This window comes from Kitasatospora sp. NPDC093102, assembly GCF_040683915.1.
In the GTDB taxonomy this organism is placed as follows: domain Bacteria; phylum Actinomycetota; class Actinomycetes; order Streptomycetales; family Streptomycetaceae; genus Kitasatospora.
In genome coordinates, this window is sequence record NZ_JBFBFA010000048.1 from 34,435 (window position 1) to 55,698 (window position 21,264).

Annotated in this window: 19 protein-coding genes and 4 pseudogenes; 11 read left to right on the plus strand and 12 right to left on the minus strand. The window is 71.4% G+C overall.

The annotated features are described in order from the left end of the window. The first annotated feature begins 30 nt into the window (after positions 1-30). The gene (gene metE, locus AB0O11_RS34085; RefSeq protein WP_363394781.1) at positions 31-2,346 is read left to right on the plus strand and encodes a 5-methyltetrahydropteroyltriglutamate--homocysteine S-methyltransferase; all 2,316 of its coding nucleotides are present in this window, start codon (positions 31-33) and stop codon (positions 2,344-2,346) included. Positions 2,347-2,430: 84 nt separating this feature from the next. After that, a pseudogene (locus AB0O11_RS34090) lies at positions 2,431-3,866 on the plus strand (short-chain fatty acyl-CoA regulator family protein). A 17-nt stretch (positions 3,867-3,883) separates the two neighbouring features. Here the strand turns inward: AB0O11_RS34090 and AB0O11_RS34095 are convergent. The 3 genes from AB0O11_RS34095 to AB0O11_RS34105 are packed head-to-tail and all read right to left on the minus strand — an operon-like array spanning position 3,884 to position 7,467. Continuing rightward, positions 3,884-5,026, minus strand: coding sequence for a bifunctional 2-methylcitrate synthase/citrate synthase (locus AB0O11_RS34095; protein WP_363394783.1), 1,143 nt, complete (start codon positions 5,024-5,026; stop codon positions 3,884-3,886). A gap of 30 nt (positions 5,027-5,056) precedes the next feature. Beyond that, entirely contained in the window at positions 5,057-5,962 is a 906-nt protein-coding gene (prpB, locus tag AB0O11_RS34100) for a methylisocitrate lyase (protein WP_363394785.1), read from the minus strand. Continuing rightward, positions 5,962-7,467, minus strand: coding sequence for an MmgE/PrpD family protein (locus AB0O11_RS34105; RefSeq protein WP_363394787.1), 1,506 nt, complete (start codon positions 7,465-7,467; stop codon positions 5,962-5,964). Before AB0O11_RS34105 ends, prpB begins: the two co-directional genes overlap by 1 nt. A gap of 260 nt (positions 7,468-7,727) precedes the next feature. Between AB0O11_RS34105 and AB0O11_RS34110 the strand changes: the two genes are divergently transcribed. Then, entirely contained in the window at positions 7,728-8,468 is a 741-nt protein-coding gene (locus AB0O11_RS34110; protein WP_363394815.1) for an adenosylcobinamide amidohydrolase, read from the plus strand. Positions 8,469-8,589: 121 nt separating this feature from the next. On the opposite strand, the pseudogene AB0O11_RS34115 reads toward AB0O11_RS34110, so the two are convergent. Then, positions 8,590-9,138: pseudogene (locus AB0O11_RS34115) on the minus strand (3-hydroxyacyl-CoA dehydrogenase family protein); the annotation flags it as partial. 218 nt (positions 9,139-9,356) lie between these two features. Here AB0O11_RS34115 and AB0O11_RS34120 point away from each other — a divergent pair. Then, the gene (locus tag AB0O11_RS34120) at positions 9,357-10,148 is read left to right on the plus strand and encodes a phospholipid scramblase-related protein (RefSeq protein ID WP_363394817.1); all 792 of its coding nucleotides are present in this window, start codon (positions 9,357-9,359) and stop codon (positions 10,146-10,148) included. A gap of 330 nt (positions 10,149-10,478) precedes the next feature. On the opposite strand, the gene AB0O11_RS34125 is transcribed toward AB0O11_RS34120, so the two are convergent. Beyond that, positions 10,479-10,934 carry an Lrp/AsnC family transcriptional regulator gene (locus AB0O11_RS34125; protein WP_363394789.1) on the minus strand — a complete coding sequence of 152 codons (456 nt, stop codon included), beginning with the start codon at positions 10,932-10,934 and terminating at the stop codon, positions 10,479-10,481. 76 nt (positions 10,935-11,010) lie between these two features. On the opposite strand from AB0O11_RS34125, the gene AB0O11_RS34130 reads away from it, so the two are divergent. Next, complete coding sequence (locus AB0O11_RS34130) at positions 11,011-11,940, plus strand: SMP-30/gluconolactonase/LRE family protein (RefSeq protein ID WP_363394791.1); 930 nt, start codon at positions 11,011-11,013, stop codon at positions 11,938-11,940. 239 nt (positions 11,941-12,179) lie between these two features. Then, a complete protein-coding gene (locus AB0O11_RS34135; protein WP_363394793.1) occupies positions 12,180-12,926 on the plus strand; it encodes a phosphotransferase in 747 nt (248 codons plus the stop codon). On the opposite strand, the pseudogene AB0O11_RS34140 reads toward AB0O11_RS34135, so the two are convergent. The 5 genes and pseudogenes from AB0O11_RS34140 to AB0O11_RS34160 all read right to left on the minus strand — a co-directional run. Next, positions 12,925-13,035: pseudogene (locus AB0O11_RS34140) on the minus strand (IS5/IS1182 family transposase); the annotation flags it as partial. The gene AB0O11_RS34135 and the pseudogene AB0O11_RS34140 overlap by 2 nt on opposite strands. A 57-nt stretch (positions 13,036-13,092) precedes the next feature. Then, complete coding sequence (locus AB0O11_RS34145; RefSeq protein WP_363394795.1) at positions 13,093-13,452, minus strand: Imm8 family immunity protein; 360 nt, start codon at positions 13,450-13,452, stop codon at positions 13,093-13,095. 163 nt (positions 13,453-13,615) lie between these two features. Further along, the gene (locus AB0O11_RS34150; RefSeq protein ID WP_363394797.1) at positions 13,616-14,383 is read right to left on the minus strand and encodes a hypothetical protein; all 768 of its coding nucleotides are present in this window, start codon (positions 14,381-14,383) and stop codon (positions 13,616-13,618) included. A 74-nt stretch (positions 14,384-14,457) separates the two neighbouring features. Further along, entirely contained in the window at positions 14,458-14,910 is a 453-nt protein-coding gene (locus AB0O11_RS34155) for a hypothetical protein (protein WP_363394799.1), read from the minus strand. Positions 14,911-15,193: 283 nt separating this feature from the next. Then, a complete protein-coding gene (locus AB0O11_RS34160) occupies positions 15,194-15,376 on the minus strand; it encodes a hypothetical protein (protein WP_363394801.1) in 183 nt (60 codons plus the stop codon). 498 nt (positions 15,377-15,874) lie between these two features. Between AB0O11_RS34160 and AB0O11_RS34165 the strand changes: the two genes are divergently transcribed. Further along, positions 15,875-17,368, plus strand: coding sequence for an SDR family oxidoreductase (locus AB0O11_RS34165; protein WP_363394803.1), 1,494 nt, complete (start codon positions 15,875-15,877; stop codon positions 17,366-17,368). A gap of 193 nt (positions 17,369-17,561) precedes the next feature. Here the strand turns inward: AB0O11_RS34165 and AB0O11_RS34170 are convergent. Further along, positions 17,562-17,834 (minus strand): annotated as a pseudogene (locus AB0O11_RS34170) (helix-turn-helix domain-containing protein); the annotation flags it as partial. Between the two features lie 231 nt (positions 17,835-18,065). Here AB0O11_RS34170 and AB0O11_RS34175 point away from each other — a divergent pair. From AB0O11_RS34175 to AB0O11_RS34185, 3 genes are all read left to right on the plus strand, one after another. After that, a complete protein-coding gene (locus tag AB0O11_RS34175; RefSeq protein ID WP_363394805.1) occupies positions 18,066-18,563 on the plus strand; it encodes a phosphoribosyltransferase in 498 nt (165 codons plus the stop codon). A 123-nt stretch (positions 18,564-18,686) separates the two neighbouring features. Continuing rightward, positions 18,687-19,016 (plus strand): hypothetical protein, encoded by a 330-nt coding sequence (locus AB0O11_RS34180; RefSeq protein ID WP_363394807.1) that lies wholly within the window; start codon positions 18,687-18,689, stop codon positions 19,014-19,016. 194 nt (positions 19,017-19,210) lie between these two features. Next, complete coding sequence (locus AB0O11_RS34185) at positions 19,211-20,482, plus strand: esterase (RefSeq protein WP_363394809.1); 1,272 nt, start codon at positions 19,211-19,213, stop codon at positions 20,480-20,482. Positions 20,483-20,578: 96 nt separating this feature from the next. Here the strand turns inward: AB0O11_RS34185 and tnpA are convergent, their stop codons facing one another. Then, a complete protein-coding gene (gene tnpA / locus AB0O11_RS34190) occupies positions 20,579-20,980 on the minus strand; it encodes an IS200/IS605 family transposase (RefSeq protein ID WP_363394811.1) in 402 nt (133 codons plus the stop codon). Positions 20,981-21,036: 56 nt separating this feature from the next. On the opposite strand from tnpA, the gene AB0O11_RS34195 reads away from it, so the two are divergent. Next, positions 21,037-21,264 (plus strand): helix-turn-helix domain-containing protein (locus tag AB0O11_RS34195; RefSeq protein ID WP_363394819.1); only part of this gene is annotated, 228 nt, incomplete at its 3' end.

The window sequence follows — 21,264 nt, forward strand, 5'->3', positions numbered from 1 at the left end:
TGAGGAGACAGACTCGCGAAGGAGAGTCCCTTGACCACGAAGTCCGCAGCCGCGGCGAGCGTCGCCACCGTGTACGGCTACCCCCGCCAGGGCAGGGGCCGGGAGCTCAAGAAGGCGATCGAGGGGTACTGGAAGGGCTCGGTCACCGCCGAGGCGCTGCTGGCCACGGCCGCAGACCTGCGCCGCGGGAACTGGCAGCAGCTCGCCGACTCCGGCATCGAGGAGGTCCCGACCGGTGACTTCTCGCTCTACGACCACGTGCTGGACACCACCGTCGCCGTCGGTGCGATCCCTCCCCGCCACCGGGAGGCAGTCGACGCTGACCCGCTGGACGGCTACTTCGCGATGGCGCGCGGCACCCAGGACGTCGCACCGCTGGAGATGACCAAGTGGTTCGACACCAACTACCACTACCTCGTCCCGGAGTTGGGCCCGGACACCGCCTTCGCCGCGAACCCGGCCAAGGCCGTCGCCGAGCTCAAGGAGGCCCTCGCACTCGGCCATGACGCCCGGCCGGTGCTGGTCGGGCCGGTGACCTACCTGCTGCTCGCCAAGCCGGCGCCCGGCGCCGCAGCCGACTTCCAGCCGATCACCCTGCTGGACCGGCTGCTGCCGGTCTACGCCCGCTTGCTCGCCGACCTGAAGGCCGCCGGCGCCACCTGGGTGCAACTGGACGAGCCCGCCCTGGTGCAGGACCGCACCCCGGCCGAGCTCAACGCAGCCGCCCGCGCCTACCGCGAACTGGGCGGCCTCGCGCAGCGGCCCAAGCTGCTGGTCGCGAGCTACTACGACCGGCTCGGCGACGCGCTGCCGGTCCTCGCCAAGGCCCCGGTCGAGGGTCTGGCGCTGGACTTCACCGGCCCGGCCGCCGCCAACCTCGACGACCTCGCCGCCGTCGGCGGGCTGCCCGGCAAGCGGCTGGTGGCGGGGGTGATCGACGGGCGCAACATCTGGATCAACGACCTGGAGAAGTCGCTGGCGACCCTGGCCACCCTCCTGGGCCTCGCGGACACCGTGGACGTGGCGCCGTCCTGCTCTCTGCTGCACGTGCCGATCGACGCAACCCTCGAACGCGACATCGACCCGCAGATCGCCCGCTGGCTCGCGTTCGCCAAGCAGAAGGCCGCCGAGGCGGCGCTGCTCGCCCGCGGCCTGCACGAGGGCACCGGCGCGATCACCGCCGAGCTCGCCGCCAACCGCGCCGACCTCGCCTCCCGCGCCACCTCCCCGATCACCCGCGACCCGGCCGTGCGCACCAGGGCCGCCGCCGTCACCGCGGACGACGCCCGTCGCGCCCAGCCCTACCCCGTCCGGGCCGAGGCCCAGCGCGCCCGCCTCGGCCTGCCACTGCTGCCGACCACCACCATCGGCTCCTTCCCGCAGACCACCGAACTGCGCCTCGCCCGAGCCGACCTGACGGCCGGACGGATCGACTTCGTCGCCTACCGGGAGCGGATGGAGGCCGAGGTCCGCGAGGTCATCGCCTACCAGGAGAAGGCCGGCCTGGACGTCCTGGTGCACGGCGAGCCCGAGCGCAACGACATGGTCCAGTACTTCGCCGAACAGCTCACCGGCTACCTCGCCACCCGGCACGGCTGGGTCCAGTCCTACGGCACCCGCTACGTGCGCCCGCCGGTCCTCGCCGGGGACATCTCCCGCCCGCACCCGATGACCGTCGACTGGTTCCGCTACGCACAAGGCCTGACCGGCCGTCCGGTCAAGGGCATGCTCACCGGCCCGGTCACCATGCTCGCCTGGTCCTTCGTCCGCGACGACCAGCCGCTCGCCGACACCGCCCGGCAGGTGGCCCTCGCCCTGCGCGACGAGGTCACCGACCTGGAGGCCGCCGGCGCGGCCGTCGTCCAGGTGGACGAACCGGCCCTTCGCGAGATCCTGCCCCTGCGGGCCGCCGACCGCCCGGCGTACCTGACGTGGGCCACCGAGGCCTTCCGCCTCGCCACCTCCGGGGTACGGGCCGACACCCAGATCCACACCCACATGTGCTACGCGGAGTTCGGCGCCGTCATGAAGGCGATCGACGAGCTTGACGCGGACGTCATCTCGCTGGAGGCCACCCGCTCCCACATGGAGGTGGCCGACGAACTCGCCGAGGCGGGCTACCCGCGCGAGGTCGGCCCCGGCGTCTGGGACATCCACTCCCCGCGCGTCCCGAGCACCGAGGAGGCCGTGTCCCTGCTGCGCGCCGGCCTCGCCGCGATCCCGGCCGACCGGCTCTGGGTCAACCCGGACTGCGGGCTGAAGACCCGCGGCTGGCCGGAGACCCGCGCCTCCCTGGAGAGCCTGGTAGGCGCCGCCCGCCTGCTGCGCGAGGAACTGGCCGGCTGACGCGCCGGTACGGGATCACAAGGGGCGGGCACGGCGGCACGCGCCGTGCCCGCCCCGGTGCAGAGCAGAGGAGCACGTCGCACCATGGCACGTCCCGCCGGACGCAAGATCTTCGCCCACGCCAAGCTGCGCCGGCTCCGTCGCGAGCACGGCATGAACCAGGTCGAACTGGCCCACGAGCTCGGCATCTCGACCAGCTACCTCAACCAGATCGAGCACAGCCAGCGCCCGCTCACCGCCGCCGTGCTGCTGCGGATCGCCGAGGTGTTCGGCGTGGACCCGGAGTTCTTCTCCGAGGCCGACGAGGAACGCCTCGCCACCGACCTGCGCGCCGCCCTCGCGGACGAGGCGTGCGGCGGCCCCGTCGCGGCGGAGGAGATCGCGGAGGTGAGCCGGAACCACCCGGATGTGGCCCGGGCACTGGTCGCGCTGCACCGTCGGTACCGCGAAGCGGCCACCAGGGTCGCCGAACTCGGGGACCCCGCCGGATCCGCGGCGCTGGCGCGGGCCGAACCCCATGACGAGGTGCGCGACTTCTTCTACGCGCACCACAACCACATCGCCTCCCTGGACGAGGCGGCCGAACGCACCGCGTCCGCCCTCGCGACGGTCACGGCCGGCCGCACGGCGGCCGCGCTCGTGGGCCGCCTCCAGGAGCGGCACGGGGTGCGTGTCGTCGACACCGACCCCCGACAGCACGCGGAGATGCGCCGGTTCGACGCTGCGAGCGACACACTGAGGCTCTCGCCCCGGCTGACCGACGGCCAGCGGGCCTTCCAACTCGCCACCCAGCTCGCGTTGCTGGAGCATCGGCCGCTGCTGGACGCGCTGGTCGCGGCAGCCGGACCGGGTCTCACCTCGCCCCAGGCCGTCGACCTGGCCAGGATCGGCCTCGCCAACTACTTCGCCGGCGCGCTGCTGATGCCCTACTCCGCCTTCCACGCTGCCGCCGAGGAACTGCGCTACGACATCGAGCTCCTCCAGGCTCGGTTCGGTGTTGGGTTCGAAACCGTCTGCCACCGGCTGAGCACCCTCCAGCGCACCGGGCGCCGGGGCGTGCCGTTCTCCTTCCTCCGCGCGGACCGGGCGGGCAACATCTCCAAGCGCCAGTCCGCGACCGATTTCCACTTCTCCCGCCTCGGCGGCACCTGCCCGCTCTGGACGGTCTACGAGGCCTTCTCCGCGCCCGGCCGGATCCTCACCCAGATCGCCGAAATGTCGGACGGGAAGCGGTACTTCTGGATCGCCCGCACCGTGGCGCACGGCGGCTATGGCCACCGCGCGCCACGCGGTGAGTTCGCCGTCGCGCTCGGCTCTACGCCGAGGGCATCGCCCTGGACGGTCGGCAGGCTGCCACGCCGATCGGTCTGGGCTGCCGGATCTGCGAGCGCACCGACTGTGCCCAGCGCGCCCGGCCGCCGGCCGGTGGCCGGCTCGTGGTGGACCCGGACCGGCGCACCAGGGTGCCCTACCCGGTCGTCGCCGACGGCCGTGACGGTGCGAGCCGCCCGCCGAGGTGACCGGTCGGCCCTGCCGGTCACCCCGGCGGGGAGACCGGCACCGGCCGCTGATCCGGCCCGTCGTAGGAGGCCAGCGGGCGGATCAGGGCGTTGTGGGCGAGTTGCTCGGTGATGTGGGCGGTCCAGCCGGCGACGCGGCTCATCACGAAGATGGGTGTGAAGGCAGGAGTGTCGAAGCCCATCAGGTGGTACGCGAGGCCCGTGGGGTAGTCGAGGTTGGGGTGGATGCCCTTGCGTTCCAGCATCGCCTCGCGCAGTGCGACGTGCAGGGCGGCCAGACGCGTGCTCTCCGGGCCGGCGGTGCGGGAGACCAGGTCGTCCAGTGCGGCCTGCATGATCGGGACGCGGGAGTCGCCGTGCTTGTAGACCCGGTGGCCGAAGCCCATGATCTTCCGTTTGGCGGCCAGGGCTTCGTCCAGCCAGTCGGCGGCGCGGGCCGGGTCCCCGATCTCCTCCAGCATGTGCATCACGGCCTCGTTGGCGCCGCCGTGCAGCGGGCCCTTGAGCGCGCCGATCGCGGCGGTGACGGCGCTGTAGAGGTCGGAGAGGGTGGAGGTGACGACGCGGGCGGTGAACGTCGAGGCGTTGAAGCTGTGCTCGGCGTACAGCACGAGCGAGATCTCGAAACAGCGCACGACCTCGGGGGCGGGCACCGCGCCGAAGCACATGTGGAAGAAGTTCTCCGCGTACCCGAGGTTCGGGTCCGGTGCGATCGGGGCCAGGCCTCGGCGCCGGCGCTGGTCGGCGGCGACGACGGTGGGCAGCTTGGCCAGCAGGGTGAGGGACTTGGCGAGGTTGGACGCCGGGCGGCCGTCGTCCTCGCTGAGGTCCTCGGCGCCGAAGAAGCTGACGGCGGTGCGCAGCACGTCCATCGGGTGGCAGGTCTCGGGCAGCTTGGCGAGCAGCTCGGCGGTGGTGCGGTCGAGCGGTCGCAGGGCGCGCTCGCGGGCCTGGAACTCGCGTAGCTGCGCCTCGTCCGGGAGCTCGCCGTGCCACAGCAGGTGGGCGACCTCCTCGAAGGAGCGGTGGGCGGCCAGGTCCTGGACCGGATAGCCGCGGTAGGTCAGGGAGTTGGTCTCCTGGATGACGGTGGAGATCTCCGTGGTGTCGACGACGACACCGGCGAGGCCGCGGTGGACCTCAGGTGCGGTGGTGGGCATGGATCGGTGCCTCCGGTACGTGGTGGCCGGTCAGGTGCCGGGCGGGAGGGTGAAGTCGAAGACGGCCGAGTCGAAGGCCGAGTACTCCTGGTAGCCGAGGAGTTCGTAGAGCCGGGAGCGGGTCTGCATGCGCGGCAGCAGGGAGGCCTGGGTGCCCTCGGCAGCGATGGTGCGCAGCCCGTCCTCGATCGCGCCCATGGCGAGCCGCAGCAGTGTCACCGGGTAGAGGGCGATGTTGTAGCCGAGGCTCTCCAGGGTGCGGGTGTCCAGCAGTGGGGTCTTGCCGAACTCGGTGAGGTTCGCGAGGAGCGGCACGTCCACCGCCTCACGGAAGGCCTCGTACTCGGAGATGTCGGCGAGGGCTTCCGGGAAGATCGCGTCGGCTCCGGCGTCGACGTAGGCCTTCGCCCGGTCGATCGCCGCAGCGAGTCCTTCGACCGAGCGGGCGTCGGTACGGGCCATCAGGAGGAAGTCGGGGTCGCGACGGGCGTCCACGGCGCCCCTGATCCGACGGACCATCTCCTCGCGGGGCACGACAGCCTTGCCGTCGAGGTGGCCGCAGCGCTTCGGGTTGACCTGGTCCTCCAGATGGAGACCGGCGAGGCCCGCGTCTTCCATCAGCTGGACGGTGCGGGCGGCGTTCATCGGTTCACCGAAGCCGGTGTCGGCGTCGATGAGGACCGGGAGGTCGGTTGCCCTGGTGGTCTGCTGGGCGCGGGCGGCGATCTCGGTGGAGGTGGTGAGGCCGATGTCGGGCAGGCCGAGATCGGCGGCGATCACGGCGCCGGAGAGGTAGACCGCGTCGAAGCCGGTGTCCTGGATGAGGCGGGCGGAGAGCGGGTTGATCGCGCCGGGGATGCGCAGCAGCCTTCCGGAGGCGAGCTGCTCTCGGAACGCCCGGCGGCGCTCGGAGGCGGTGGTGCGGGTGTGCAGCATCAGAACAGGCCCTTCGGCAGAGTGCCGTCCAAGTCACGCACGGCCTGGAAGTCGACGGCCGGGAACAGCTCGTCGAGGCCGGCGGCCTTCAGCTCGGTGATACCGGCTGCGGCTGACAGGAAACGGTCCTGGTCGGTGCGGGTGACGATGCGCTCCGTCAGGGTGCGGAACTTCCGCTCGTACGCGGGGCGGTCGAAGGGGCGGGCGCCGGCCGGGTGGGCGTCGGCGACGGCCAGCTCGTCCTCGACCACCGAACCATCGTCCAGGGTGATCACCACCCGGCCGCCGAAGGCCCGGCGCTCCGGGTCGGGGTCGTGGTACCGGCGGGTCCACTGCGGGTCCTCGACCGTGGTGATCTTCCGCCAGAGTGTCACGGTCCCCGGGCGGCTGGCCCGCTCGGGGGCGTAGGAGCGCTCGTGGTGCCAGCCGCCGTCCTCCAGGGCTACGGCGAGGATGTACGGGATCGAGTGGTCGAGGGTCTCGCGGCTGGCAGTCGGGTCGTACTTCTGCGGGTCGTTGGCGCCGGAGCCGATCACGTGGTGGGTGTGGTGGCTGGTGTGCAGCACCACCGAACGCACCTTCTCCAGGGGGCCGGGCTTCTCCCGCAGCCGTCGGGCCAGGTCGATGACCGCCTGGGCCTGGTACTCGGCGGAGTGCTCCTTGGTGTAGGTGTCCAGGATCGCGTGGCGCGGTTCGCCGGCTCCGGGCAGCAGCACGGTGTAGTCGGACTGCGGCCCGTCGAGCATCCAGGCCAGGAAGCCGTCCTCACCCTCGTAGATCGGGGACGGCGAGGTCTCGCCGCGCATCGCCCGGTCCACCGCCTCGATCGCGGCCTTCCCGGCGAAGGCCGGGGCGAAGGCCTTCCAGCTGGAGATCTCGCCCTTGCGGGACTGCCGGGTCGCCGTCGTGGTGTGCACCGCCTGCTGCACCGCCTGGTACACCGTGTCCGTCGGCAGCCGCAGCAGCGCGCCGAGTCCGCAGGCGGTGGCCGCGCTCAGGTGCGCCACGTGGTCGATCCGGTGGGCGTGCAGGCAGATGCCCCGCACCAGCGCGACGTGGACCTCGTACGCGGCGACGATGCCGCGCAGCAGGTCGGCGCCGGTGCGCCCGGTGTGCTGGGCGACGGCCAGCAGCGGCGGGATGTTGTCCCCGGGGTGGGAGTAGTCGGCCGCGAGGTAGGTGTCGTGGAAGTCCAGTTCACGCACGGCGGTGCCGTTGGCCCAGGCCGCCCACTCGGGCGAGACCCGGGTCAGGCTGCCGAACACCCGGGCGCCGGGCGTGCCGTGGTGTGCGAGTGCCTGGGACCGGGCCACCGCCACCGGCCTGCGCAGCAGCGACGCGATCGCCACCGAGGCGTTGTCGATCACCCGGTTGACGGCCATCTCCACGCTGGCGGGCTCCGGTTCCCCGGTGCCGGTCGCGACGGCGGCGAGCTTCCAGGCGAGCTGCTCCTCGCGCGGCAGCCGATCGGCGCTGGGGTGGACGCGGACGTGGTGCTCGATCACGGGACTCCTCGTGAGCGTCGGGAATGCCCTGACGGGCTCGTGCGCTCCAGGCTGCCGCGCCGGCGGGCGGGGATCCAGCAGGCCAATCTGCGGAATCCGGACACCTCCGTGCTGCGAATCTGCGGATCCTGCGGATCGGTCTCGGAAGGCTAGGATCCACGAGGCCTCATCAGCCGGTGATCACCGCACGCCGCCGCTGGACCGAGCCGACCTGACCCCCTGCCTCTGAGGTGATCACAGCGAACAGCCTGGTGTCCGAGATTCGGCGGCCTGCCGTCCTCCGGTCCGCGCGGTCGGAGGACGGCTCGTGTCGCCATCTGTTGGTGTGGAAGGCCGGTCCGGGCTGGCGGATGGTCAGCAGCGCGGTGCTGGGCGGTGGGATCGGCGAGCGTGGCTGGGTGATGAACGCCCAGGTCCGGCCGGGCTACAGCCGCATGGACCCGGAGCGCCACCTGGCGGAGCTGGCGGAGGCCGGGGGATTGCGAGGGACGGGCGTCGGCCTGATGACCGCTGCGGAGGTCGACGACTGCACCTGGGGTGAGGACGGCGGTGTCGTCGCTCTGGTGACGACCGGCATCGGCGTCCCGACGTGGGCCGCGGCAACCGAGAAACCGACTGCTCCATACGTCCCGGGGACGATCAACATCCTCGCGGTCGTTCCTGCGCCGGTGGCGGACGCGGGTCTGGTGAACCTGCTGGCGACGGCCACCGAGGCGAAAGTGCAGGCTCTCCTGGACGCCGGCTACTCGTGCTCCGGAACACCGTCCGACGCCGTGTGCGTGGCCGTTCGCACTCCGGTCGACGGCGGGGTGGCCGACCCCTTCGGCGGCCCGCGGTCGGTCTGGGGCGCCCGGCTGGCCCGAGCGGTCCACCAGGCCGTCCTCGACGGGGCGGAGCGCGATCGGGTGCGGCGTCGAGAGGGGCCGGGCGTGCCACACCAAGGGCCCCGACCGGGCTGCTTCCGGGAGGACGTCCTTTCGGCCGGACGCGTCACTGCCTGACGTCACGGGCTCGCCGCGCTGGAGGCACCGATTCGGCGGCTCTGCCGCACGTGGGCAGCACGGCGCCCCGCCGGTGCCGGGCCTTCCCTGACGGGAGCCGGGCGTCGGCGGGGCGTGCCTGTCACACCGAGGGGTGCAGATGGAACCCCCGTCCGCTCTTGCGGCCGAGCAGCCCCGCCTCGACCATGCGGGAGAGCAGCGGCGGCGGGGCGTACAGCGGCTCCTTGTATTCGTCGTACATGGACCGAGCGATCGCCTCGACGGTGTCCAGGCCGATCAGGTCGGCGAGTTGCAGCGGCCCCATGGGGTGGGCGCAGCCGTGGACCATACCGGCATCGATGTCCTCGGGGCTGGCGTGGCCGGCCTCGGCCATCCGGATGGCGGAGAGCAGGTAGGGCACCAGCAGGGCGTTGACGACGAAGCCGGCCCGGTCGCGCGAGTGGATGACGTGCCTGCCGAGGACATCCCGGGTGAAGGCCTCCACCCGGTCGAGGACGGTCGGAGCGGTGTGCAGCGAGGACACCAGCTCGACCAGGGGCATCACCGGGGCCGGGTTGAAGAAGTGCAGGCCGAGGACGTGGGAGGCGCGGCCGGTGGTGATGCCGAGGCGGGTGACCGGGATGGCCGAGGTGTTGGTGGCGTCTCCGACGAGTGGGCGACCATCCTGCACCTCTGGGCCGGCGACTGACAGCCCACGGGGTCCGGTGTTGGCGGGCCGCGGAGGTGTCGGGGAGGAGCGCGTTGGGGGCGGGGACGGCCTGCTACGAGGCAGGCCATCGCCCGCACACGATCAGCGGATGTGACATCAGCCACACCCGTTCCGTCGAGTACCGGTCGGCTGTCGTTCTCAACACCCGAACCTACAGGACGAGTTCGCAACTCGAAGTCCTGAACGAACCCGGGGGCCGTTCAAAACGATCTGGCTACCCACGGAGGATTGGGCCTAGCCTGCCCGCCATGTCCCAGAACACGAACACCCCGGGTCTGCCCGGGCAGCCGGCCGCGTCGGCCGGCGACTCCGCCAAGGTGCAGCGCCAGGTACGGCAACAGGCAGGCGTCGGACCGGTCTTCGGCGGCGGCGGCACCCTCCTCTCCGAGCCCGTTCTGGTGGTGAACCAGAAGGCCAAGCTGATCGAGTTGACCAACGAGTACTCGGTCTTCGACCAGCAGGGTGCCACGCTGGGCTCGGTGGTCCAGGTCGGCCAGAGCGGTCTGCGCAAGGTGATACGGCTGCTCTTCTCCATCGACCAGTACCTGACCCACAAGCTGGAGATCCGTGACGCGCAGGGCACCCCGGTGCTGCTGCTGACCCGCCCGGCGAAGCTCATCAAGTCGCGGGTGATCGTGCAGCGTCCGAACGGCCAGGAGGTCGGCCAGATCATTCAGCAGAACGCCATCGGGAAGATCAATTTCGCGTTGGAGGTCGGCGGTCAGAAGATCGGCGCCATCAAGGCGGAGAACTGGCGGGCCTGGAACTTCTCCATCGTCGACGAGACGGACACCGAGGTCGCCCGGATCACCAAGACCTGGGAAGGCCTGGCGAAGACGATGTTCACCACGGCCGACAACTACGTGCTCCAGATCCACCGTCCGCTCGCCGACCCGCTGCTCAGCCTTGTCGTGGCGACCGCGCTGACCGTGGACACCGCGCTGAAGCAGGACGCTCGCGGCCTCGGATAGCCGCGAACCGTACGTTGTCCGGAGCCCCGCCCCCGACCAGGCGGCTTTCAGGGGGTGGGGCTCCCCCGGGGAGAACCCCGATCGCCTGCGGGCGCTCCAGCTGGTCGGGCGCCCCCGTACGGCTTCGCCCGCCCGGGAGGCCTCGCCGCGGGCTGTGGCGCCCGCGTCATCGACGGTCCGCACCGGCGCGGCGTGACCCACGGGAGAGTCGGACGCGGCCGCCCGGCCGACAGGTTCACCAGATGCCCGTCCTCGACCGCGAACCCCACCGCCCCGCCGTGGCATCCCGCGCAGCGCTCACGGGCCGGTCCGCCTTCCCTCGCGCCAGGTCTACCGGGCGGGTGACGGCGGGCGCTCGAAGAAGGTCTCCAGCGAGACCGTCGCCTGGGTGCCGCTCACTCCGTCGATCGCGTACAACCGCCGTAGCACGTCCTGGAGTTGCTCGGTGGTGGAGGTGCGCACCTTCACCAGGACCGAGGCGCTGCCCGCGATGATGTGGGCCTCCTCGATCTCCGGGATGGCGGCGAAGGCCTCGGCCGAATCCCCCATCCACGCCGAGGACTCGACCATCACGAAGGCCAGCACGCCGAGCCCGAGCGCCTTCGGATCGACCTCGACAGTCGTCCGCCGGACGACCCCGCGCTCGCGCAGCTTGCGGACCCGCTCGTGGGTCGCTCCCGCGGACAGTCCGATCGCCTTGCCCAGGGCCGCGTACGCCTGCCCGGCGTCCTGCTGCAACAGCGCGACCAGCGTGCGGTCGATCTCGTCGAGGTTCTCCGATGTCATGGTGCAACCATATCCGCTTCTGCCATACTCGGGCTTCGCCGAACAAAATTCAGCAACAAGCACCAAGGGGCGAATAGTGTCTGACGATATTCTCTTCGGCCTGTACGAGATCCTGGACGACCGCTTCCGCGCCGGGAAGTGCGCCAACGGCGACGTCCGGCTGGAGAAGCTGCACGGGGACTGCCGGTGGGCAGAGGGTCCGGTCTACCTGCCCGCCTGGCGTCAGCTGATCTGGAGCGACATCCCCAACGACCGGATGCTGCGCTGGGACGAGGTCACCGGCACGGTCGGCGTCTTCCGCTCCCCGGCCGGTCACAGCAACGGCAACACCCTGGACCGCGAGGGCCGCCTCATCAGCTGCGAGCAGGGCAACCGGCGGGTGACCCGCACCGAGCACGACGGCTCGATCACCGTGCTCGCCGAGCGGTACCGGGGCAAGCGGCTCAACTCCCCCAACGACGCGGTGGTGCGCTCCGACGGCTCGATCTGGTTCTCCGACCCCGACTTCGGCATCACCAGCGACTACGAGGGCCACCGCGCCGTGAGCGAGATCGGCGCGTGCAACGTCTACCGCATCGACCCGGGCAGCGGCGAGGTACGGCTCGTCGCGGACGGCTTCACCGGCCCCAACGGGCTCGTGTTCTCGCTCGACGAGCGGCAGTTGTTCGTGTCGGACAGCCGGGCGGGGCACATCCGCGTCTTCGACGTGCGCGACGACGGCACCCTCTCGGACGGCAAGGTCTTCGCGGAGGCGCCCGACAGCAGCTTCGACAACATCCGCTTCGACGACGGAGGGCGCCTGTGGGCGGCCGCCTTCGGCGACGGCGTGCACTGCTACGACCCGGACGGCACGCTGATCGGCCGGCTCCTCGTCCCCGAGCCCGTCTCCAACCTCACCTTCGGCGGGCCGAAGAACAACCGCCTCTTCATCACCGCGACGACCTCGGTGTACTCCCTGGTCATGGCAGTGACGGGCACCCATCGGGTCGCCCCGGGGCGACCCTGACCGGTCGGGCGCGAGCGCGCTGTTGCTGCTGGGCAGTGAACCCGCCCCGCCACGCGTACGCATCCCGGTGTCATACCGCCGGGATCAAGGTTCGTCAGCACCCGCGACAAGGCGAGTTCAACCTGAGCAGCAGCGGGTCTCGTGCACGAGGCCGCCGGGTGGCCGGACGCGGTCAGCCGCGCCATCGCACGCGACAAACCCGGCGACGTCGGCGGTCATTCCCGGGATACTGGTCGTCCATGGATGAGGTCGAAGTCGTCGTCGCCCATTCCGAGCGTGTGACTCTGCGCGTCGGCGACGTGTTCCTGAAGGTGGACGCCGATCAGGCGCGCATCGACGTCGAGGTCGAGGCGATGGCTCTCGCGCCGGTCCCGACCCCGGAGGTCCTGTGGCGCAAGCCGCCCGTGCTCGCGCTGGCCGCGCTTCCGGGCACGACGCTCGGGCGCCTCGGCGGGCCGTCGACCGGGTCACCGGCGGCGTGGGCGGCGGCGGGCGCCGCCATCCGGAAGCTGCACGACGCGCCGCTGCCGTCTCGGCCGGGACGGGCCGGGCGGAGCATCGTCGCGCTGGCGGCGGAACTCGACGACGAGTGCGAGTTGCTCGTGACGAACGGCGTCCTGCCCGCCGACCTGGTCACCCGCAACCGCCAGGTCGCCGAGGCCGCGCTCCGGCCGTGGACTGCCGCGTTCACGCACGGCGACCTGCAGATCGCGCACGTCTTCGTCGACGGCGACGAGGTCACGGGCATCATCGACTGGTCCGAGGCGGGCCAGGGTGATGCCCTGTACGACCTCGCCACCTTCACGCTCGGACACGAGGAGCACCTCGACGACGTCATCGCCGGCTACGGCAGCGACGTCGACCTCGACGTGATCCACGCGTGGTGGTCGTTGCGAAGCCTGCTGGTGGTTCGCTGGCTGATCGAGCACGGCTTCGACCCCTACGCGCCGGGCTGTGAGGTCGACGTGCTGAGATCCCGGATGTGAGGCCGCGGATCGGCGGGATCAGTCGGGTGACGTCGTTGCGGTTGCCGCCGGTGGTGGTTGCCGCGAGCGGGATGCCGTGTGCCTCGACGATCAGGTGGTGCTTGCTGCCGGCCCCGCTCGATGGTGACCGGTTGTGTTCCGAAGGCGCGGAGACGACTCCGGGCACCTATCGGGTCATCAGAAGATCTTCGGACTCAATGATGCCGATTCTCCCGAGGTTCTTGGCCACAGCGCGCCAGTCCTCCCCGGTTTGCCGCAGCACCATCCTGTCGACGATGGCGATGATCTCGTCGATGTCACACGACTTGGTGATGACCAGCCCGTGCCCGGGGACCGTTCCGATCTCGTCCACCAGACTCGAGAGGTGGCCCGGCGTGCAGACCGTGAAGCTCAACGACTCCGCGCCGATGCCCCCTTCAGGCCCGACGAGCACCTGTAGCAGGAAGGCGAAACGCTCCGGGTCCTCGGGTGCGAAGTTGTCCAGATCCACGTCCGGACTGCTGTAACCCCTGATGCTCGCTCTCATGGCGTCCCCATTCCGGTGACGTGGAGGTGGATGTTCCCCTGCCAGTCGTCGGTCTTCCGGCCTGCGAATTCTGGCCTCGTCACCGCTGACAGGACACCGGCGGCTCGCTGACAGGACAGCGGGGCCGCCGCCATGGTGGTGGTGGCCCCGGTGGCGCTCGGCGTCACGAATGGAATCGGACGCGGACAATGACCGCGTCGTCCGGCAGTTCGCGGAGGTACCGGTCCGCGAAGTCGAAGTACGCGTCGGCCGCGATCGGCTGCTGCGGCGTGGGGGCGTACTCGAAGCAGTCGGTCCATCGGCCGTCGAGGGTGACCAGGACGTTCGTGGTCTGGACCCGTACGGCGGTTCGATGTGCGTACTGCTCACGGCTCATGGCGAAGTGCCCGATGGGATCCGAGTGTTTCGTCCATGTGGGGGCGCTCGGGTCGGACTGCCGCCAGGCGGCAAGAGCCCGCATGAGCGGTTGTTCCGTGAACGCCTGGTAGGCGGAGCCGGCGGCGGGGGGACCGGACGGGCTGCGTTCGGCAATCGTCCGGAGGGAGTGGGCGGGCGGGAACTGCGCGGCGAACGCGGACCAGGTGTCCCGTTCCCGGGCTGCGGCGACGGCTGCGGCCGTGCGCTCGGTGTCGAGGTCGAGGAGGCCTCGGGGTCCGCCGTCGCACCGGTGCGCGGGCTGCGCCGGGCGCGGGGAGCCGTCAAGCCAGGTGGGGCTGCGGATCAGTCGCAGGTCGTTCTCATGGCCAGGGCGGACTGCCAGCCCCCGCTCACCGTCGCCTCCGTAGACGTGCCACCAGTCCCATTCGCCCTGCCAGCGCCCGTCCACCGGCTGGACGTCGTGCGCGAAGGGGGTGAGGGCCGCGGTGAGGGCGGCCGTCACGTCGTCGGCAGCGGTCGCTTTCAGACAGACCGTTGCGACGTCCCTGGGCATGTTTTCTCCTTGTACGGAAGGGTGTTGCGGTGTCCGCTACCGAGGCAGTCACAGTCGGCCCCGCGTGCGCGCGGTCAGAAGTAGTCCGCGTCGTCCGGGAGCTCGCCGGTGCCCGGCGGCCAGCGGTGGCCCGCCTCGTGCAGGTTGTTCAGAGCGGTGAGATCGTTCTCCACCAGCACCTGAGCCAACCGAGCTGCCGCGGCGAGCACGGCGGGCCATCCCGGGGCGTCCAGGTAGACCTCGTCGGGGGCCGAGGCGCCGACCGCGTTCTGAACCGCCATGTAGTCGGCGCCGAGACGCGCCATCAGCTCGACTTCCTGCTCGGTGCGAAGGCTGAATCCCAAGCAGTTCGACGGGTTCTTCGCATCGCAGAAGTCGTCGAAGAGCACGTGCACGATGTAGTCCAGATCCTCGAGCTGGTTCGGATCCAGCCAGACCTCTCGCTGCCAGGTCGGGCTCGCGAGCGCCACGACCGCAGGCACGACGTGGAGACGGTGGTAGGGATAGGCGATTCCGTGATCGATCACGGTCCGAAGCGTAGTCACCCCGGCTACCGAACTTGAAGGCGTGATGTCGGGCCTGGCCGTGGTCAGCCGTCCAAGATCAGGCCCGCGCCTTGCCAGGCAGTCGTCGATCACCCTGGCCGGGAGCTACCCGGACGACGCCACCGCGTATACGTTACGCCGCGCACCGTGGGGACCCACATCGAACACATCCTCGCCAAACTCGACCTCCCCAGCCGCGCGGCTGCCGCGGCCCGGGCCGCCGCCCGGGGAATCGCCTGCTCCCGCTGACGCTGAGCGGCGGCCGTCAGAGTTCGTCACAACCGGCCAACGCCTGTCCGAGCCCGTCCGAGCCCGCCGACAGCCGTTCACGGTCGGCGTCGTCCAGCGAGCGGCTCGGGAGTTCGCGGCGCAGGACAGGCATGATCCCGGCGAAGAACAGTTCCAGGGTGCCCAGGTGGCCGGCGCGGTCCAGGACCTCGCCGGCCACGTGCGGCTGGAACAGCCGTGGCCGAAGCGGGCCTGCCGGCCCAGCACCACCGCGGGCCGACCCGCGGCCCCGGTCGCTTCAGTCGCTGCGACCGGGCTGCGCGGCGAGGCGCCGGTGTCCCGGCAGCCGGAGGACCGACCCGGTGCTCCCGGTCGTGCGACGGGGCGGACACCCACGCCATGTGTTCCCCGCGCTCTGCGGGGCTGCCGTCGGCGTCGGTCGCCGGGCGGTCCGCCGAGACGCGGGGAAGGCGGCGGCGACGAAGCCGATCAGCCGTGCCCGGGTGCCGATCCGTCGGCCGGTCACCCGGATACTCGGCCGGTCACCCGGATACTCGGCCGGTCACCCGGATCGCTGCGGAACGAGCAGGGGCCCGGACCGGTCGTCGCGCCGGCCGATCCGCCCGGTCGCGGGCTCCGAAGTGGGACGCGATCCTGATCCCGCTGCTCCGGCCGACCGCAGGAGTCGGCGGGCCCGGCTTTCGGATGAGGAGTCGAGATGGACGCACAGCGAGCCGGAGCGAGGCGTTGCCTGGTGACCGGCGCGAGCGGCTACATCGGCGGCCGCCTGGTGCCCGAGCTGCTCGCCCGGGGACACCGCGTCCGCTGCCTGGTGCGCAATCCCGGCCGGCTGCGGGACCAACCGTGGCGGGCGGACGTCGACATCGCCGCCGGCGACGTGAGCCGGCCCGAGACCCTCGCAGAGGCTTTCGACGGCGTCGACGTGGCCTACTACCTGGTGCACTCCCTCGGCACCGGACCGGCCTTCGAGGCCACCGACCGCGCGGCAGCCCGTGCCGTCGGAGCCGCCGCCGCGGCCGCCGGCGTCACCCGGATCGTCTACCTCGGCGGTCTCGTCCCCGCCGGGGTGCCCGAAGCGGACCTCTCGCCCCATCTGCGGTCCCGCGCCGAGGTCGGCCGAATCCTGCGCGGCAGCGGTGTGCCCACGGCCGAACTGCGTGCGGCCGTGATCATCGGCTCCGGCAGCGCCTCGTTCGAAATGCTTCGCCACCTCACCGAACGCCTGCCCGCGATGGTCACGCCGCACTGGGTCTCCACCCGGATCCAGCCGATCGCCGTCCGGGACGTCCTGCGCTACCTGGCCGGCGCCGCCGGTCTGCCGCCCGAAGTGAACCGCACCTTCGACATCGGCGGCCCCGACGTCCTGACGTACGCGCAGATGATGCACCGCTACGCTCGGCTGACCGGACTGCGACGGCGCCTCATCGTCCCCGTGCCGGTCCTCACTCCCCGCCTCTCCAGCCACTGGGTCGGCCTCGTGACCCCGGTGCCCAACTCCATCGCCCGTCCGCTGGTCGAGTCCCTGCGCCATGAGGTCGTCTGCGGTGAACACGACATCGCCCGGTGGGTGCCCGACCCACCGGAGGGCCTGACCGGTTTCGACCAGGCCGTGACCCTTGCCCTGCGCCGGATCAAGGAGGCCGACGTCGCCACCCGCTGGTCCTCCGCCTCACTGCCCGGCGCCCCCAGCGACCCGCTGCCCACCGACCCGGACTGGGCCGGCGGCAGCCTCTACCAGGACCTCCGGGAACGTACCGTGAGCGCGTCACCCGCCGCCGTCTGGCGGGTGATCGAAGGCATCGGCGGCGACAACGGGTGGTACTCCTTCCCGCTCGCCTGGGCCCTGCGGGGCCGGCTCGACCGCCTGGCCGGCGGCGTCGGCCTGCGCAGGGGCCGCCGCGACCCCGCCCGGCTGCGGGTGGGCGACTCCCTCGACTTCTGGCGGGTCGAGGAGATCCAGCCGGGCCGACTGCTCCGGCTGCGCGCCGAGATGCGGCTGCCCGGCCTGGCCTGGCTCGAACTGTCCGTCACACCGGACGGTGAGCACCGCACGCGCTACCGCCAGCGGGCGCTCTTCCACCCGCACGGCCTGGCCGGCCACGCCTACTGGTGGTCGGTCGCACCGTTCCACACGGTGGTGTTCGGAGGAATGGCCCGCAACATCACCGAACGCGCCCGCCGGGAGCCGTGACACCGCCCGGCCTGTCGCGTCACGGGCCGCGCAGGTCCGGAACCCCGGACGAGGACGGCACGGAGCCCGTCGGTGCGTGCGGATGCCACCCCCGCATCGCAAGCTGCCGTGACCTCGTGGCGGCCTGGGCCGACCGGAACCAGTGAGGATCGCGCCGCGGCCGACCACCACCGCACTGCCCCGGGCTGCGCGGCGGCAGCTGCTGTGTGGTTCGGTTGAACAGGTCCGTCAGCGGCTCGCAGACGTCCCGACCGAACTCGGACAGCCCGTAGGTGACCCGGGGCGGCGTCGTCGGCTCCACCTCCCGCCAGACCAGGCCGTCCTGGACCAGCGCGCGCAGGGTCTGAGCGAGCATCTTCTCGCTGATGCCCTGGATGCTGTCGCGCAGCTCGTAGAACCGAAGGTCGTTGCTCCGCAAGGAGATCAGCACCCAGATGCCCCACCTGCTGGTCACGTGGTCGACCATGTCACGTGCGGGGCAGCCGGTGTGAAACACCTCATACCGACTGCCCGCCTCGGCCTGCGTCAGCTGCGCGCCTTCCCCCCATGTCCGGAGCTTACCTCTGGGTATGGCAGAGGGGCCCACCGGGGCACGGCCCCGGCCCGGAGCGTGCGGCCGGGGTGTGAAGCGCCACACTTTCGCTCCTCAGCGTGCCGGTGCTCGCTGCCCGGCCGGCGGCCAAGGACACTGATCGCCGTGACTGATGTGCGCGAGACCTTGGATTACCAGACCTTCGGGCGGGCGGTGCGCGAACTCGCGCAGACGATCGCCGACGACGGCTACGAGCCCGACCTCGTCCTGAGCATCGCCCGCGGCGGGGTGTTCGTCGCGGGCGGTCTGGCGTATGCGCTGGACTGCAAGAACATCCACCTGGTGAACGTCGAGTTCTACACGGGCGTGGGCACCACTCTCGACATGCCCGTCATGCTGGCGCCTGTGCCCGCCGCGATCGACTTCACCGACAAGAAGGTCCTGATCGCCGACGATGTCGCCGACACGGGCAAGACACTGAGGCTCGTGCACGACTTCTGCCTCGACCATGTCGCCGAGGTCCGGTCCGCCGTCATCTACGAGAAGTCGCACTCCCTGGTGAAGTGCGAGTACGTGTGGAAGAGGACCGACGACTGGATCGAGTTCCCGTGGTCGACGCAAGGACCGGTCGTCAGGCGCGACGGCCAGGTGCTCGACGCCTGATCGGCGGAGGACGCGACCACGACCCGCCGAGGCGCCCGGACTGCTGCTGCTCGACCGCCGGGCGCGCTGCGCGACCCGCATCGACGGGAGCTGGTCCGGCGCTTCGACCGCAGCGCCTCGTGGGTGAGTGTGCTGGAACCGTGGAACGCCGAAGATCCAGAATGCGACGAACGCGCCGATGAACTCGGCGAGTTGAGCGGCCATGCCCTGCGCATCACCCGGCGTGCCAACCGTCCCGGCTTTCTCGGCACAACCGACCCGAGCGACCCTGCCGAGCTGAAGACCCTGGCGGACTTCGACGACGCCCTGCCCCGGGCAGCCATGCGGGCCGACTACGCCTTTGAGGGCCGGACCCAGGCCGGACCGGAGGACCCGTCGGGGCCTCGGACGAACCTGCGCGACGCCTTCGGTCGGCGCCCAGGGCGCGGCACCGGACCGGAGGGCGGGCAGTGATCGCTGCCGGATCCCGACGGTCGGCCCGTCCGGAAACCACCGGCACGAGGTGTGGAGCCGGACAGCGCCGGACACCGTCATACCGGGGTACTACAGCGGGACTTGGCACCCCGGTATGACGGTTTCCGCCCCTCCTCGCCCGTACCGTCGCCCGTGTTGAGGGCGAAGACGGAACCGAACGAGGAGGAACGGCGATGAGCAGGCGAGGACGGGCCGTGGCGGCGGTGCTGCTGGCGGCGACGGCGACGTTGGGCGTGGTCGGCGCACCGGGCGCGGTGGCGGCGCCGGGGCTGGGCACCGAGCAGCAGGCCAGGGCCTGGCTGCCGCAGCCCACCGGGCCGTACCCGGTCGGCACGACGTCCCTGCAGCTCACGGACGACGGCCGGGACGACCCCTGGAAGCCCGGGCAGCACCGCAAGCTGATGATCAGCTTCTGGTACCCGACCACCCGGCCCGCCACCGGCAACGACCGCGCACCGTACATGCTCCCCGCTGCCGCCGACCACTTCGGCAGCGCCGGGAGCGCCGGCCAGAGCGACTACGTCTTCGAGCCCGGCCGCACCGACTGGGCAGGCATCCGCACCCACGCCCGCGCCGACGCGCCCGCCCTCCCCGGCGGCAAGCGGCCCGTCGTGCTGTACTCGGCGGGCTTCGGCGACCCGCGCACCTGGGGCACCGGCCTGGTGGAGGACCTCGCCTCGCGCGGCTACGTGATCGTCACCGTCGACCACACCTACGACGCCTCCGAGGTCGCCTTCCCCGACGGGGACCTCGCCACCTCCGTCCTCCCCGCGCTGTTCGCCCAGCCCGGCCTCGACATGGGCGCCCTCCTGCGCAAGACGCTGCAGACCCGGGTCGACGACACCCGCTTCGTCCTGGACCAGCTCGCCGGGCTGCGCCACGACAAGCGGCTGCCGGCCGGCCTCGCGGCCTCCCTCGACCTCGACCGGATCGGCATGGTCGGCCACTCCGGGGGCGGCTCCACGGCCCTCCAGACCATGCACGACGATCCGCGCCTCAAGGCCGGCGTCAACCTCGACGGCCAGCTGCACTTCCCCGGCCCGGACGGGAGGACCGGCGTCTTCCTGCCCAGCGTCGCCGAGGACGGCCTGACCCGGCCCTTCCTGCTCATGGGCACCCAGGACCCCGACTCCGGCAGCTACCACCGGCAGCCCGGCTGGGACGCCCTGTGGCAGCACAGCACCGGCTGGCACGCCGACGTGACCCTCACCGGCTCCCGCCACGGCTCCTACACCGACGCGCAGTCCCTGCTGCCCCAGCTCGCCCGCCAGGGTGCGATCAGCGGGGAGAAGCTGACCGAGGACGTCGGCGACGTCCGCCCGGACCGCGCGGTGCTCGCCACCCGCTCGTACGTCGCGTCGTTCTTCGACCGCTGGCTGCGCGGCCACGACGACCACCTCCTGGACGGCCCGTCGCCGAGCTTCCCCGAGGTGGTCTACCTCTGATCTTGGCCAGTGCTCCGGCGTTCACGCCGGAGGTGAAGGCCATCCCTGGCCCGGAGGCGCGGAGCGCCGGAGTTCTCTGCGCCTGCGGGGCGAGGGTCAGGCGGTCGGGCGTTGCTGACTCTCGATGTACTGGCGTACGACGGTGAGCGGCGCACCACCGCATGAGCCCGCGAAGTAGGAGCCGGACCAGAAGCGGCCGCCCCACAGGTAGCGGCGGACGTGGCTGTCGTACTCCTGTCGCAGACGCCGGGAGCTGACGCCTTTGAGACTGTTGACCAGCTTGGAGAGCTGGACCTTGGGCGGGTAGTGCACCAGCAGATGCACGTGGTCCTGCTCGCCGTTGAACTGCTTCAACTCGGCCTCGAAGTCCGTACACACGTCCCGCATGATCTCTTCGCAGCGGGTCAGCATGGCGTCCGTGAAGGCCCTGCGTCGGTACTTCGTGACGAAGACCAAGTGGACGTGCAGGTTGTAGATGACGTGAAGGCCGGTGCGCATATACGGGGTTCGGATTCCACCGTGGTGACATGAACCAGGATGCTACGGTGGCCGTCATGCAGCTTCGGTACGTCTTCCGCGTGTACCCGAGCGTCAGTCAGTGTGCGTCACTGGCAAGGTCGTTCGGGTGTGCTCGGGTGGTCTTCAACGACGCGCTTCGCGTCCGTGAGGACGCCCGCGCCGCGGGGTTGCCGTTCGTCACGTCGGCCGAGCTGTCCAAGCGGCTGACGGCCTCGAAGAAGACCCCCGAGCGTGCCTGGCTCGGTGAGGTGTCGTCGGTGATC